Source organism: Bacillus sp. ISL-47 (genome assembly GCF_018613175.1).
Taxonomy (GTDB): domain Bacteria; phylum Bacillota; class Bacilli; order Bacillales; family Cytobacillaceae; genus Cytobacillus.
Genome location: NZ_JAGGQS010000078.1, coordinates 15,462 through 29,388, shown reverse-complemented (window position 1 = coordinate 29,388; position 13,927 = coordinate 15,462). Strand labels below are relative to the sequence as shown.

Sequence of the window (13,927 nt, the reverse complement as noted above, 5' to 3'; positions counted from 1 at the left end):
CCGTATAGTATGATGGATTTAGCTAACGCACGGGAAAAAATAGTAATCGATATAGAGGTGTCCAGATGAAAAAGTTTTTGCTGGGAGCGGCAGTAATTGTCCTATTGCTGTTCATTGTTGATAAAACAATTCTTAAGGATAAAGGGGTAGTAGAACAAGCTGAACAAATGCAAAAGTATAAAAAAATAGAGAATCCAAAAGAGCTGCCTGTTGGATTGGAGAAAGGAAATCTTGCTCCAGATTTTGATCTGACAGATATGGAAGGCAACCAGGTAAAGCTAAGCGATTTCAGGGGCAAAGCGGTACTATTGAACTTTTGGGCAAGCTGGTGCCCGCCATGCCGTGCAGAAATGCCTCATATGGAAAAGTTATATAAGAAATATAAAGATGACAATTTTGATATTGTTGCAGTTAATTTGACCAATACAGAGAAAAACAGCGGTGACGCAGAAAAGTTTGTTGAAGAACTTGGACTAACATTCACCATACCAATGGATGAAAAAGGGGTTGTCGGTGCTGATTACGAAGTGCTTGCATACCCTACAAGCTACTTTATCGATTCGGACGGGGTCATTAGAGGAAAGGTTCTTGGAGCATTAAATGAGGAATATATGGAAAAGGAAATCACGAAACTTCCATAACAGTTGGAAAAGCCGGAGAGCTGCGAACAGCTTTCCGGCTTTTTATTCAGGATTCTCCTGTTCTAGGCGATGAAGAATGGCTCTTTTACGGTAGAGCAGCATTCCAGCTTCAGCAATATCGTTTACTGCAGAGCGGTTTATGAAAGCTCCAAATAGAAGCCCGGCAATCGGGACCATTTGAAAAAGCTTTTTCCAGCCAATTTGGTCACGATAGGAAAATACAACCTCTCTCCATCCCTGAAGCTCAGAAACAACCTCTCTTTTAGGTTCATCTGCATTAGAGCCAAACAAGGAGAGCTGTTGCAAAATGGCCTTCTTGCCAACTATATCAGAGGATATAAATTGTAATATTTTAACGATGAACATTCTTTCATTTTTATCAGCAGGATCGAAACCATAACAGATCGCAATGTCCTGCAGGGTTTTAAGCTGGATGCCGAGCAGGAGGGGAATATCAAGCGTTAGAGTGAAAATGCCTCCGATCCCTGTACTTGCCCCTTGAAATGCTGCAGCTCTTTTCCGGTTGGAAGACAGCCTGGCAGCAGCTTCATCCATTCTGGCAATCGGCAGGCTTTCGACATCCTTTAACGTATGAATATTTTGATCTGGATAATAATTTTTCAAGGAGGATACTGAGCTAAGATACCTGCCTCCTGATTGGATGTATGTGCCTAGTTCATCAATAATTACTCCAACTTTCTTTTGAATGAATTCAGGTGTAAATCTGTCAATGAGTTTGAAAGGAAGCCGCCCAAGCTTTTCCCAAAACCATAAGTCCCCCTGGCTTTTTTCCCAGTCTTCGCATTTTTTTAACTCGATTCTTAAATGCTCTCTCGTTTCTATCATCTATTTACGCCCTTTCAATTACTTGATAACAATCATACGTACAATGGCCACAAAAGTTTCAATTTATTGAGCCATTTCTCTTTGTATATTCCGATAAATCGTGATAAGATTCTTATAATAGAATAGGATTTCCTTCGGGGCAGGGTGAAATTCCCAACCGGCGGTGATGAGGGTACGCCCTCTTAGTCCGTGACCCGGTTTTGTTATTAGACAGTAAGTTTAAGCATTGAGATTCGATTACTGTCTAGCTCCGGCGCCTACCCCCTCGAGGTCACAAGCCAATCCTCTCAAAAGGCAAAGAACGCCTTTCCGTGAGGCTCGACTTGTGCATGTCAGGGGTGAGCGAGGCGCTTGCGCTTTTCTAATGAAAACGGTGGATTTGGTGAAACTCCAAAGCCGACAGTTAAAGTCTGGATGGGAGAAGGAATGATTAGAAGTTTGCGTTTAAAATAGTATGATTTCGACGCTTATTTAGTCATGAAATTTTTGCCCCGTATCTCCTTTGATGGTGTACGGGGTTTTGCCGTTTTTAATACTTAAATTGCATTACTGGAGAAATAATAAAGGAAGGAGGCTGAAAATAAAGTGCACGATATTGATTATATGAAGTTGGCAATAAGCTTAGCATCTGCTACGAAAGGGCAAACAAGCCCGAATCCCCAAGTAGGAGCTGTGGTGGTTAAAAATGGTGAAATTTTAGGGATGGGCACTCATTTGAAAGCAGGTACCCCCCACGCCGAAGTTCATGCCATTGCGGCAGCTGGTGAAAAGGCCAGAGGAGCTGATATTTATGTTACGCTTGAGCCGTGCAGCCATTTTGGAAGAACACCGCCGTGTGCTGATTTAATTATTAACTCAGGCATTAAAAAGGTATTTATCGCTTCTGTTGATCCAAATCCGCTTGTGGCGGGTAAAGGGATCGCCAGGATGCAAGAGGCTGGCATAGAAGTTGTTACCGGTCTTTTACAACAAGAAGCAGACGCTCTTAATGAACCATTTTTTCATTTTATAAAAACAAAGACACCATACGTAACGATTAAAGCAGCGTCATCATTTGATGGAAAAACGGCTGCAAAAACAGGTGACAGCAAATGGATTACCTCTCCAGAATCCAGGCAGGATGTCCACCGGCTACGGCATGAACATGACGCAATATTGACAGGTGTAAATACCATCATTCACGATAATCCTCTTCTAACCGCCAGGCTGCCCCGAGGCGGAAAAAATCCCATTCGAATTATATTAGATACAAATTTAAGAATACCGGCTGATGCCAATGTCGTCACAGACCAGACTGTTAAAACGATCATTTATACAGGCTCGGAAATAGATGAATCAAAAGCAGAAGCTATCAACAAGTTTGGTGTGGAGATTTTCTCGTTTCCTTCCAAAAATGTTCCTATTAAAGATGTGTTAAAAGATTTGGGTGAAAGGAACATAATGGCACTATTTGTTGAGGGTGGATCAGAAGTTCACTATTCGTTTATAAAGAGCAATTTCTTTCAGCAAATTATTCTTTATATGGCTCCCAAAATAATTGGTGGAAAGGAAGCAATCCCTTTTGTCGGGGGGAGCGGTGCAGACTTTGTAAAGGACGCACCTGTCCTTGAATTTGCAAAAGTTGAAAGGCTAGGCGGTGATCTTAAAATTACGGCGAAACCTCTAAAGGAGGCGAATGATTAATGTTTACAGGAATTATCGAAGAGCTTGGCACAGTTAAAAAAGTAGTTCAACAGGGAAAAGCAATGAAACTCACCATTCATGCCTCCAAAATTTTATCCGATCTTCACCTTGGGGACAGTATATCGGTTAATGGCGTGTGCCTTACAGTAACTGAATATACAAATGACGGATTTTCAGCTGATGTAATGCCCGAGACATTCAAAAGCACTTCACTATCAGCCATAAAAGAACGCACAAAAGTTAACTTGGAGCGGGCGATGTCAGCCAATGGACGATTTGGCGGTCATTTTGTGACGGGCCATGTAGATGGTACCGGCAAGATACTAAAAAAATCAGCGAGTGAAAATGCTATCTATATACAGATTTCTGTACCTGCTGCATTGAGCCACTTGCTTATCATGAAAGGGTCTATTGCTGTGGATGGCATTTCCCTGACTGTCTTTGGCACTGAGGAGAATACAGTTACGGTATCAATCATCCCGCATACGGCCAGTGAGACGGTTCTAGGCTTCAAAAGCGTGGGAGATGTGGTCAATCTTGAGTTTGATATGCTTGCCAAATACCTGTATTCCTTTATGAATAAACAGCAGGAACAAGCCGCGCCAAAAAAAGGAATATCAGAGCAATTTTTGCAGGAAAATGGCTTCTTATAAATTATTGCAGCAGAAGGAGGGGACAGTGATATGTTCAGTGAAATTAAAGATGCTATAGAAGATTTAAAAGCAGGAAAAGTCATTATTGTCTGTGACGATGAAGATAGGGAAAATGAAGGTGACTTTCTGGCTATCGCCGAATATGCAAAGCCTGATACCATCAACTTCATGGCCAAAGAAGGAAGAGGTTTAATTTGCGCTCCCATAACCGAGGATTTGGCTGAAAAGCTGGAATTGAATCCAATGGTGGAAGTGAATACAGACAGCCATGGAACGGCTTTTACTGTTAGCATTGACCATGTTAAAACCACCACAGGAATCAGTGCGTTTGAGCGGGCCTTTACCATAAAAGAAATGCTAGAAGAAGATGCGGCTCCTTCTGACTTTTCCCGCCCGGGACATATCTTTCCATTAGTAGCGAAAAAAGGCGGAGTATTAAGGCGAGCCGGCCATACTGAGGCTGCGGTCGACCTTGCCCGTCTTGCTGGTGCTAAGCCAGCCGGGATTATCTGTGAAATCATGAAAGATGATGGAACGATGGCCAGAGTCGATGATCTGGAAAAGGTGGCAGAAAAGTTCGAGTTGAAAATGATTACTATTCAGCAATTGATAGAATATCGATTGAAGCATGATTCCATTGTGAAAAAAGAGGTGGAAATCCAGCTGCCGACAGAGTTTGGAGATTTTAGAGCTGTAGGCTATACAAACACTGTTGATGGAAAAGACCATGTTGCTCTGGTTAAGGGAGATATCGATGAGTATGAACCGGTTTTGCTTAGGGTTCATTCGGAATGCCTAACTGGTGATGTGTTCGGTTCAAACCGCTGTGACTGCGGACCTCAACTTGAAGCGGCCTTAATGCAGATTGAAAAAGAAGGAAAAGGGATTCTTCTTTATATGAGGCAGGAAGGCCGGGGCATCGGCCTGATTAATAAAATGAAGGCATATAAGCTTCAAGAAGAAGGCTATGATACTGTCGAAGCCAATCATAAGCTGGGCTTCAAGGATGACCTCCGTGATTATGGAGTCGGAGCTCAAATTCTTAGAGATTTAGGTGTAAAGAAAATGCGGCTTTTAACTAATAATCCGCGGAAAATAGCAGGTTTGGGAGGCTATGGACTAGAGGTAGTTGAACGTGTACCGCTGCAAATGCCTGCCAAAACAGAAAATGAAAATTACTTAAAAACGAAAAAATCTAAGCTGGGACATTTATTACAATTTTAAGGGAGCGATGAAGAGATGAAAAAAGTAATTGAAGGACATTTAGTAGGAACAGGATTAAAAATGGCGATCGTGGTTTCTCGTTTTAATGAATTTATTACAGGCAAGCTTTTAAGCGGAGCAGAAGATGCGCTCAAGCGCCATGGTGTAAATGAAGAAGATGTTACAGTTGTATGGGTTCCGGGAGCATTTGAAATCCCGCTTGCAGCCAAGAAGCTATCAGAATCAGGAAAATATGATGCCGTTATTACACTTGGAACTGTTATCCGCGGAGCAACTCCTCACTTTGATTATGTCAGTGGTGAAGTGGCAAAAGGGGTAGCATCAACTGCTATGCAAAGCGGCGTACCTGTAATCTTCGGTGTCCTAACAACCGACACCATTGAACAGGCGATTGAGCGTGCAGGCACAAAAGCTGGAAATAAAGGATATGAAGCAGCTGTTGGCGCTATTGAAATGGGCAACTTGTATAAACAACTTGCAGATTAATGGGTAGTAATCCCTTGCTGCAAAAAAACGAAGGCTCATTTTGGGAAAAGCTGTTGTAAAAGATATAGCTGTCGCGTTTCATTTTGCGATGAAGCGCTGCCGCAGCTTTCCCTGAGGCGATGTCTGAGTGCCCGTCTTCTGCTAGCTTCAGCTAACTATCTTTGGGAAAATTTCGACTGAGGAAAGTTCACTTTGTGAATAGACGTCTGACCTTTCTATTGGCAAGATCCATATTTTTTGTTAAAATACTGTCTTGTGGCTCACCTGATTTTAAGGCTCCTCTTCAGCATGAAGAGGCCAGCTTATCGGGGAGAGCGGGTAGGGAGAGGGCTAATTGAATAGATAGGTAGTATATATGAATAAGTGGCTTAACAAGCTTTTTCAGCTAAATTCAAACGGAACAACTGTAAAAAGAGAAGTCATGGCTGGAGCAATAGGCTTTTTTACGATTGTCTATATTATTGCTGTTAACTCTCTAATTCTCTCAGAAGCAGGAATCCCATTGGAAGCCGCTATTCTGGCAACCATTTTAACATCAGTTGTCGGCTGTCTGATAATGGGCTTCTGGGCCAACGTTCCGATCCTTCTTGTACCTGGTATGGGGATAAATGCATTATTTTCCTATACGATGGTCCAATCCATGGGTCTTTCCTGGCAGGAAGCATTGGCTGTTGTTTTCATTTCGGGTCTTATCTTTGTTTTCGTAGCATTCTCACGTTTTGCAAAGACATTAAGCGAATCCATTCCACAATCACTTAAAGAAGCGATCACAGTTGGATTGGGTCTTTTCTTAATGCTGATCGGACTTGAAAAAGGCGGTATAGTTGAAAAAGGTACAAACTCCATTATTGCTCTTGGCGAACTTGGAGATCCGCTGGTGCTCGCAACCATATTAACCTTTTTGCTGGCAATCATATTATTTATGCGCAATGTACCTGGCAACTTTTTGATTACGGTTGTTGCAGGCACTTTGATTGCATGGGCTTTTGGTCTTATTAATGTGCAAAGCACAGAAGAAAAATCGTTCTCAGTTTCTGATTATATGGAAGTCTTTGGAGCGATGTCATTTGATAATATTCTTTCCATTACTTTTTGGATTGCTGTATTTTCTTTGACTATGGTTCTTGTATTTGAAAATATCGGATTGGTTCATGGGCATGTAGGATTCATTAAAAGACCCGAGCAGTTTTCCCGCGCGTTTCAGGCAAACTCGGTTTCAGCTTTGCTATCCGGTATGTTAGGAACAAGCCCGACTGTTTCGACTGTTGAAAGTGCAGCCAGCATGGCAGCAGGGGGGCGGACTGGGCTGACTACCGTAACAACAGGTTTGCTGTTTCTGTTATCGGCATTCTTTATCCCGGTCATAAAGTTAATTCCAAATAGTGCCATTTCGCCAATTTTAATAATTATTGGCGGTTTAATGCTCCAAAACATCCGTAACCTTGATTTAAAGGATATGAGTGAAAGTTTCCCGGCTATCTTTATCATCGCCATGATTCCTTTCACATACAGTATCGCAGATGGAATCGCTATTGGGTTTATTCTTTATCCGATACTAAAGATTTCAATTGGAAGAGCAAAGGAAGTCTCCGTTGCGTTATATGTAATTGCTGCGCTGTTCTTGTTTAACTTTGTTTTTCATGTCATAAGTTAATATAGTAAAAGGATGCCCGGAAAAGGGTATCCTTTTTTTCATATAGGCTATTGGCAATTCTCCTTTTCTTTCATCATCCTTGTTTCAATGCAATCATTCACTAAATGACATGATGTGCGCATTTTACCAGTAAAAAAAGAAATGTTTTTTTTGAAAACTTAAAAATTTTTGTTATTTCAACAAGTTTCGACAGACTTATAAAAGTTGTTTGTATAGAATGAGATTACAAAATACGGCAGTAGTTTAGTTCCCGGAGGTATAAGGATGGAAGTATTTGTTGCGAGGCAGCCTATATTTAATGTAAAAGAAGAGGTTTTTGGCTATGAACTTCTTTACAGAAACAATCAGGATAATGCTTTTCCTAACATAAATGGAGATCAGGCAACAGCGGAGGTCATTATAAATAGTTTTTTAAACATTGGAATTGACCAGCTTTCAGACGGCAAGCCATGCTTTATAAATTTTACCGAAAAATTGCTTAAATTCAGGCTGCCTACCTATTTCAGGCCACGGGAGATTGTCGTTGAAATACTGGAAACAGTTGAGCCCAGCGAGGAGCTGATCGGCATATGCAAAGACATTAAAGGGCTTGGCTATCAGATCGCTCTTGATGATTTCGTTTTTAATGAAGGCAATCCTTTTGCAAGCGAGCTTCTAAAATATGCGGACATTATCAAGGTGGATTTCCTGCATACTCCTAGGGATATAAGGGAAAAAATTGAAATGCTCGTTAAAAAGCTGGATATTAAAATGGTTGCCGAAAAGGTAGAAACAAGAGAAGAATACGAAGAAGCAAGAAGAAAGGGCTACGATTATTTTCAAGGTTATTTCTTTTCCAAGCCTGTTATCATGTCTACACATGATGTACCTGCCTATTTTCACTCTTATTATGAAATGATTCAAAGCCTTTCCAGCGCAGAACCAAGTCTTGACCGTATTACAGAGCTAATTGAAAGAGATATTTCTCTTTCATATAAACTGCTAAAATTAATAAACTCACCGGCATACAGGCCAAAGCAAAAGATTAATTCAATCCGTCAGGCAATTGTTCTTCTAGGACTTATTGAACTGGAAAAATGGATCTATGTTTTAGCTGTAAGGGAATCGACCAGCCAAAAGTCTGAAATGGCAGAAGAAACAATAAGATTATCCATGACACGAGCGAAAATGTGCGAAGAGATTGAAAGGTTAAGATCGTGCAAAAACCCTTCATCCAGCTATTTCATGACAGGGATGTTTTCATTAATGGATTCACTGCTTAGCATTCCGATGAATCAAATTTTAGCAGACCTTCCTCTGCAGGATGATATTTGCGAAGCTTTGAACGGAAAAAACAATATGCTAAAAGAGGTCCTTGACCTTGCGATAGCATTAGAAAAAGCTAAATGGAGCACAATTAGTGAAAAATGCAAGAAACTGAACATTGATGAAAAAGATCTTTTTAAAATTTATGCTGAGTCATTGAATTGGTCCAATAAATTACTTAACCCGGAAAATATTTTTCAATAATAGAACGCCTGCAGGGGAACTTTCTGCAGGCTTCTTTTATAACAAAAGTCTGTTGATTGGAGCGGAAGGCAGTCAATCTCTAGAATATGCACTTTTTTCCTTCTTCCAAATCCTAAATTTTCAGGATAAAAAATCTAAAGGTATAAACCTCAGTGTTTATGACAGTCACCTTCTTGGATGCAACATGAGAATCATATTCTCCAAATAGTATATTATTAATATAATATAGAAAACTATTATTGAATAATGAACGGTTTTATGGCAATCTTACTATAAGTTATTCAGAATTGGTTTGGAGGTTTTATTTTGAAGATCGACCTTATTAAATGTCACGGTTCAGGAAATGATTTCTTTATTATAGATGAAATATCTAACACATATGACTTTTCAGAAGGACAGCGGGCCGAGCTGGCAAAGGCGTTTTGTGACCGCAGTACTGACCTTGGGGCTGATGGTATTCTTTTTGTATTGAAAAGTGAAAAGGCAGACGCACGGATGAGAGTGTTCAATCCGGACGGCTCTGAAGCTTCCATGTGCGGAAATGGGCTGCGCTGTGTGGCCCGTTATGTATGTGAGCTCCTTGGTTTGAAAGAAGCGATCATTGAGACGATGAAAGCGAATCTTCAGGTGAAAAAGCAGGATGATATTTATGAAGATATTCCGACCTACCTGGTAGAGATTTCGCCGGTGTCTTTTAAGTTGGATGATCTGCCGCTTAATCTTGAAAAAGAAACACTAATCAATGAAAAACTCAGCAAAATTTCTGAGGAATTAACTTTTACAGCTTTAGCAGTACCGAATCCTCATTTTGTTTCAATAGTTGATACGGAGCATATTTCCTCCGATTTGCAAAAGAATATTAGCGAATATTTGAACGGACCGAATGAATTCTTTCCTGATGGAGTAAATGTCAGCTTTGTCAAACCGCTAAAAAAAGGCCATATTTATGTCCGAACATTTGAACGGGGCGTTGGCTTTACCAATGCTTGCGGAACGGCAATGTCCGCTTCAACTCTTGTTACGTGCATGAATGGCCTTAATGAAATAGAGGAACCCGTTGAAGTTTATAATAACGGAGGGAAAGTACGCTGTGTCGTTCATGAGAAAAATGGCAGGCAGTATATCGACTTAATCGGGAATGCCAGCTACGTATATCGCGCTGATGCGGATGTGAATATGGAAAACCCGGCAGAGTTTACTCTTTCGCCAAAAGTGGAATTCGCAGATGAAATAAAACAGTATGCAAAGCTTCAGGAATTTGCGCAGCAATTTTTAAAGGAATGGATGTAGGATAAGGCATATGCCTTATCCTTTTTTTTTCTGCTGCTTTAAGAAGTCGAGCACCGGAAAGAAGTTCTGAATATTTTTTGTCTGAAAATACGATTGGAAGGGGTCCCCGCCACTGTTAATCCGTTTCATAAGATTGGGTATTTGAAATTGTTCCATCGTTAAACGCTCATTCACTTCTTCCCAAAATAAAGGGGTGGCAACGGTTGCTGCTTTGTGTCCTCTTGCTGAATAAGGAGCGATAATCGTCTTCCCTTCCGCATGCTGGATATAATCCACATAAAGGCGGCCGCCCCGTTTTTTTTTCATTCGTTCAGTTGTGAAGGAATCTGGATCTTTGGTGACAAGATATTCGGCTATAAATTCAGTAAACAGGCGCGTTTCATCAAAGGAATACGTATTTTCAGGCAATGGGATATATATTTGCAGGCCTTTATTGCCTGATGTTTTGATAAAACTAATCAGCTCCAAGTGATCCAGCACCTCTTTAATATATAAAGCGGCTTTAATCGCAAGGGAAAAGGCATCCTTTGAAGGCGGATCTAAATCAAATACAATCTCGCTTGGACCCTTGCTTTGAATCGTTTTAAATGGAATATGGTATTCAAATGCCAGCTGGTTTCCGAGCCAAAGAAGCGTCTTTAAATTATTGCAAACGATATAGTTAATGCCTTCGGACATTTGTGTTTCTACAAAATCTGGTGCGTAATCCGGGCAATTTTTCTGATAAAAAGGTTCTCCGAAAATGCCATGCGGATAACGGATTACGGTCAGCAGCCGGTTTTTCAAAAATGGCAGCATATAGGGAGCGATCTCCCGCAAAAAATGTATATAATCGATTTTTTGTACAGAAGGCGTTTCCCATAAAGGCTTGTCGGGATGTGTAATTTCTATTTCTTGCGGCAGATTTTTTTGATGCTGTATAAATTTATCATACGTGCAATCATCAGGCTTAAGATCAAAACGGAATCGATGGAAGTGAGGTTCGCGCATTTGCTCTTCATAGATCTCCAGATATTTAACTTCCACGCAGATCGCCGGTTCAACGTAAATAAATCGGCTGTCTTCATCTTTTTTATTATCTTTGATTATTTGGAATAAGGCTTGTTTTTCATCAGGTTTTAAGCCGAAGATAAATTGTCCGATCGGATAGATTTTATTACCCTTTAATACGCCTGCATAAAAGTAGCCATTTGACTTTTCGTAGGCGGTAATGATGCATGAGACATACTTCCAATTTTTAAATTTTAACCATAAAGCTGATCTTTTGCCTTCTTCCCAATGATTTTTTGTTTGCTTTGCGACTATGCCTTCGCCGTCATGAAGGACAACTTTTTCCCATAGTTCATTAAAGCTCTGATAATTAGGTATTAATTGAATCAGTTTCGGATTAGTCTCATCAGGTTTCATAGGAAGATCACATGCTTTAAAAAGTCCCTCCAGTTCCTCTTTTCTGAAAAGATACTCTTGATTGCTGATTTTCTTTCCATTTAGCATCAGGACATCAAAAATAAGCAGGCGGCAAGGGGCAGATTTTGCTTTTTCAGCAATCTTCTTTTCTGATCTCATTCTCCCTCGGACCTGAATGGAACCAAAATGAGCTTTATAGGCATTTTCTAAATAAACCAGTTCACCGTCTAATGTGAGCGGAAGAAAGGGCTCGAACTTTGCTTTGTTTTGTTCTAAAAATGCTTTTATTTCAGGGAATAAGTCTAACAAGGGTTTATCATTTCTGCTTGTCAGGGTGATTTCCTTATCCCAGTGCAGAATCGCCCTGAAACCGTCATACTTGGCTTCAAACAGCCACTCCTCACCTTCGGGTACATCAAAAGTCAATGTAGGAAGCATTGGTTTCATTGAAATTGGCCTCCTTGCGGATAGTCCACGTTAGTTTTACCTTATCCGTAAAAACTACTCTGTTTCCAATTCTTTTCGGGTATGTGCTAAATTGTTAAAACACAAATTAAGAGTACATAAAACATAATGAGAATGGAGTTTTCCTATGCATACAATGTGGAAAGGAAGCATCAGCTTTGGGCTTGTTAACATACCGATTAAGCTTCATGCCGCTACAGAGGATAAAGATATAAAGCTGAGAAATCTTCATAAAGAGTGCCACTCGCCAATTAAGTACGAAAAGACGTGTCCTGTTTGCGAAGTGGAAATCAAAAATGAGGATATTGTAAAAGCTTACGAATACACCAAAGGAAAATTTGTTGTATTAGAGGATGAGGATCTCGAAAAGCTAAAACAGGAAAAAGAAGATAAAGCTGTAGAGATTATGGACTTTGTTAAAATCCAGGAAATTGATCCGATTTATTTTAACCGTACGTATTATATGTCCCCAGGAGATGGAGGGGGAAAGGCTTATTCATTATTAAGAAAAGCGCTTGAGGATTCAGAAAAAGTGGGCTTGGCAAAAATCATTATTCGTTCAAAGGAACAGCTGGCAGTTGTCCGTGTATATGAAAATACACTGGTTATGGAAACAATACATTATCCGGACGAAGTGCGCAAAGCGGCAGATGTTCCAAATGTACCAGCCGAAGATAAAGTAACTGATAAAGAAATCGATACTGCAATCATGCTGATTGACCAGTTAACTTCCGAATTCCAGCCTGAAAAATATAATGATGATTACCGGACTGCGCTTCTCGAACTCATTGAAGCCAAGCGAACAGGAAAAGAAATTGTTACACCAGTTGAAAAAGAACCAGCCACCAATGTTACTGATCTTATGGCTGCCCTGCAGGCATCCATTGATAAAACAAAGCCTGCCGAAAAGGAAACAGCGAAAAAACCGGCAGCTAAAAAGAAACGAGCAACAGCAAAGGCAAAAGTGAAAAAACAAGCTTAATTCAGGGGCGGAGCTAAACCGGTTTTACTTTATGTAAAATCGGTTTTTTTATAGGTAAATGATTTTGAATATCGGAACGTAAGCACCATTTTTCACCGTAGAACAGAAAAGGAGAATCTGAAGGGAGCTAAAGGCCATGAATAGTTAATCAGTGGGATTAACGACGAAATAGTCTGCTCTCTCTTTGATATGGTAGTACTTGGAATTGAAAAAGTGAAGCTGAAAGGAGTTTATCGTCGTGATTAACCCCTTTGAAAAGATAGTGGAGGTTAAACGAGTTAATCCTCCTATAAATATAAATTCTGTTTCTTCTTATAAAAATCCAAAATTACGTTCACTTTCCCCAAATTTGTGGTAATCCTATAACTAAAAAGGATTTGTGCGTATGAGCTGGAATACGTTAACTTTAAAAAAAATTATCTATATTGCATCGGCAGCAGTTATTCTTGGCGTGTTTTTGTTTCTATTTATTGAGATTGTTGATGAATTGCGAGAGAAAGAGCTCGTCCGTTTTGATGAGCAGGTGATTAACTATGTTCAAGCTTTTATATCTCCGCGACTTACGGAGCTCATGCAAGTGATTACTTTCCTGGGCTCTGTAAAGTGGCTGGCTTTTGCTGTCATTATAGGAGCAGTCCTGCTGTTTATTTTTAAAAAGCGCTCTTTAGCACTTTTTATGGTTATTTCATCGGGAGTTGGCGCGCTTTTCAATATATTACTAAAGTGGATTTTTAAAAGGGAGCGCCCAGATATTAAGCCGCTGATTGAGGAACAGGGATTCAGTTTTCCAAGCGGACACTCGATGGGTTCATTTATTTTTTATGGTTCTCTTGCTTATATGATTGTCCATCTGGCAAAGAGAAGAAGATGGAAGGCTGCGTGGGTTCTGCTCCTGAGCTTTTTTATAATCGCAATCGGGTTAAGCCGCATATATTTGGGAGTGCATTTTCCAAGTGATGTGATTGCAGGTTTTGCTGCAGGCGGTGTATGGCTGACGATCATGATAATAGGATTTCGATATTATGAATTCCGCAAAAATTTGTGATAAGTATTGAGAATTGCCCACTTTCCTTATAACATAGGGAGA

At 40.2% G+C, this 13,927-nt stretch carries 12 protein-coding genes; 10 read left to right on the top strand and 2 right to left on the bottom strand.

What is annotated here, in order from left to right:
* Nucleotides 1-65: 65 nt before the first annotated feature.
* A complete protein-coding gene (locus J7I93_RS23135) occupies nt 66-641 on the top strand; it encodes a TlpA disulfide reductase family protein (RefSeq protein WP_214728965.1) in 576 nt (191 codons plus the stop codon).
* A 42-nt stretch (nt 642-683) separates the two neighbouring features.
* On the opposite strand, the gene J7I93_RS23130 is transcribed toward J7I93_RS23135, so the two are convergent.
* Entirely contained in the window at nt 684-1,487 is an 804-nt protein-coding gene (locus tag J7I93_RS23130) for an EcsC family protein (RefSeq protein ID WP_214728963.1), read from the bottom strand.
* Nucleotides 1,488-2,090: 603 nt separating this feature from the next.
* Here J7I93_RS23130 and ribD point away from each other — a divergent pair.
* The 7 genes from ribD (at nt 2,091) to dapF (ending at nt 9,986) form a co-directional block, all read left to right on the top strand.
* Nucleotides 2,091-3,170 carry a bifunctional diaminohydroxyphosphoribosylaminopyrimidine deaminase/5-amino-6-(5-phosphoribosylamino)uracil reductase RibD gene (gene ribD, locus J7I93_RS23125; protein WP_251025972.1) on the top strand — a complete coding sequence of 360 codons (1,080 nt, stop codon included), beginning with the start codon at nt 2,091-2,093 and terminating at the stop codon, nt 3,168-3,170.
* On the top strand, nt 3,170-3,823 hold the full coding sequence (gene ribE, locus J7I93_RS23120) for a riboflavin synthase (protein ID WP_214728959.1): 654 nt from the start codon (nt 3,170-3,172) through the stop codon (nt 3,821-3,823). Before ribD ends, ribE begins: the two co-directional genes overlap by 1 nt.
* A 30-nt stretch (nt 3,824-3,853) precedes the next feature.
* On the top strand, nt 3,854-5,047 hold the full coding sequence (locus J7I93_RS23115; RefSeq protein WP_214728957.1) for a bifunctional 3,4-dihydroxy-2-butanone-4-phosphate synthase/GTP cyclohydrolase II: 1,194 nt from the start codon (nt 3,854-3,856) through the stop codon (nt 5,045-5,047).
* A gap of 15 nt (nt 5,048-5,062) precedes the next feature.
* The gene (ribH, locus tag J7I93_RS23110; RefSeq protein WP_214728955.1) at nt 5,063-5,533 is read left to right on the top strand and encodes a 6,7-dimethyl-8-ribityllumazine synthase; all 471 of its coding nucleotides are present in this window, start codon (nt 5,063-5,065) and stop codon (nt 5,531-5,533) included.
* Between the two features lie 355 nt (nt 5,534-5,888).
* Nucleotides 5,889-7,187 (top strand): NCS2 family permease, encoded by a 1,299-nt coding sequence (locus tag J7I93_RS23105; RefSeq protein WP_214728953.1) that lies wholly within the window; start codon nt 5,889-5,891, stop codon nt 7,185-7,187.
* 264 nt (nt 7,188-7,451) lie between these two features.
* Nucleotides 7,452-8,696, top strand: a complete 1,245-nt coding sequence (locus J7I93_RS23100) for an EAL and HDOD domain-containing protein (RefSeq protein ID WP_214728952.1) — start codon at nt 7,452-7,454, stop codon at nt 8,694-8,696.
* Nucleotides 8,697-9,002: 306 nt separating this feature from the next.
* Complete coding sequence (gene dapF, locus J7I93_RS23095) at nt 9,003-9,986, top strand: diaminopimelate epimerase (protein WP_214728950.1); 984 nt, start codon at nt 9,003-9,005, stop codon at nt 9,984-9,986.
* A gap of 15 nt (nt 9,987-10,001) precedes the next feature.
* Here dapF and J7I93_RS23090 read toward each other — a convergent pair whose 3' ends face one another.
* Complete coding sequence (locus J7I93_RS23090; RefSeq protein WP_214728947.1) at nt 10,002-11,840, bottom strand: DNA ligase D; 1,839 nt, start codon at nt 11,838-11,840, stop codon at nt 10,002-10,004.
* 145 nt (nt 11,841-11,985) lie between these two features.
* On the opposite strand from J7I93_RS23090, the gene ku reads away from it, so the two are divergent.
* Nucleotides 11,986-12,840 (top strand): non-homologous end joining protein Ku, encoded by an 855-nt coding sequence (gene ku, locus J7I93_RS23085; RefSeq protein WP_214728945.1) that lies wholly within the window; start codon nt 11,986-11,988, stop codon nt 12,838-12,840.
* Nucleotides 12,841-13,225: 385 nt separating this feature from the next.
* Complete coding sequence (locus tag J7I93_RS23080; RefSeq protein WP_214728943.1) at nt 13,226-13,885, top strand: phosphatase PAP2 family protein; 660 nt, start codon at nt 13,226-13,228, stop codon at nt 13,883-13,885.
* The last annotated feature ends 42 nt before the right edge of the window (nt 13,886-13,927 follow it).

Coding starts and splice junctions, on each gene's coding strand:
- J7I93_RS23135 (WP_214728965.1), top strand. CDS start 66: ATGAAAAAGTTTTTGCTGGGAGCGGCAGTAATTGTCCTATTGCTGTTC.
- J7I93_RS23130 (WP_214728963.1), bottom strand. CDS start 1,487: ATGATAGAAACGAGAGAGCATTTAAGAATCGAGTTAAAAAAATGCGAA.
- ribD (WP_251025972.1), top strand. CDS start 2,091: ATGAAGTTGGCAATAAGCTTAGCATCTGCTACGAAAGGGCAAACAAGC.
- ribE (WP_214728959.1), top strand. CDS start 3,170: ATGTTTACAGGAATTATCGAAGAGCTTGGCACAGTTAAAAAAGTAGTT.
- J7I93_RS23115 (WP_214728957.1), top strand. CDS start 3,854: ATGTTCAGTGAAATTAAAGATGCTATAGAAGATTTAAAAGCAGGAAAA.
- ribH (WP_214728955.1), top strand. CDS start 5,063: ATGAAAAAAGTAATTGAAGGACATTTAGTAGGAACAGGATTAAAAATG.
- J7I93_RS23105 (WP_214728953.1), top strand. CDS start 5,889: ATGAATAAGTGGCTTAACAAGCTTTTTCAGCTAAATTCAAACGGAACA.
- J7I93_RS23100 (WP_214728952.1), top strand. CDS start 7,452: ATGGAAGTATTTGTTGCGAGGCAGCCTATATTTAATGTAAAAGAAGAG.
- J7I93_RS23090 (WP_214728947.1), bottom strand. CDS start 11,840: ATGAAACCAATGCTTCCTACATTGACTTTTGATGTACCCGAAGGTGAG.
- ku (WP_214728945.1), top strand. CDS start 11,986: ATGCATACAATGTGGAAAGGAAGCATCAGCTTTGGGCTTGTTAACATA.
- J7I93_RS23080 (WP_214728943.1), top strand. CDS start 13,226: ATGAGCTGGAATACGTTAACTTTAAAAAAAATTATCTATATTGCATCG.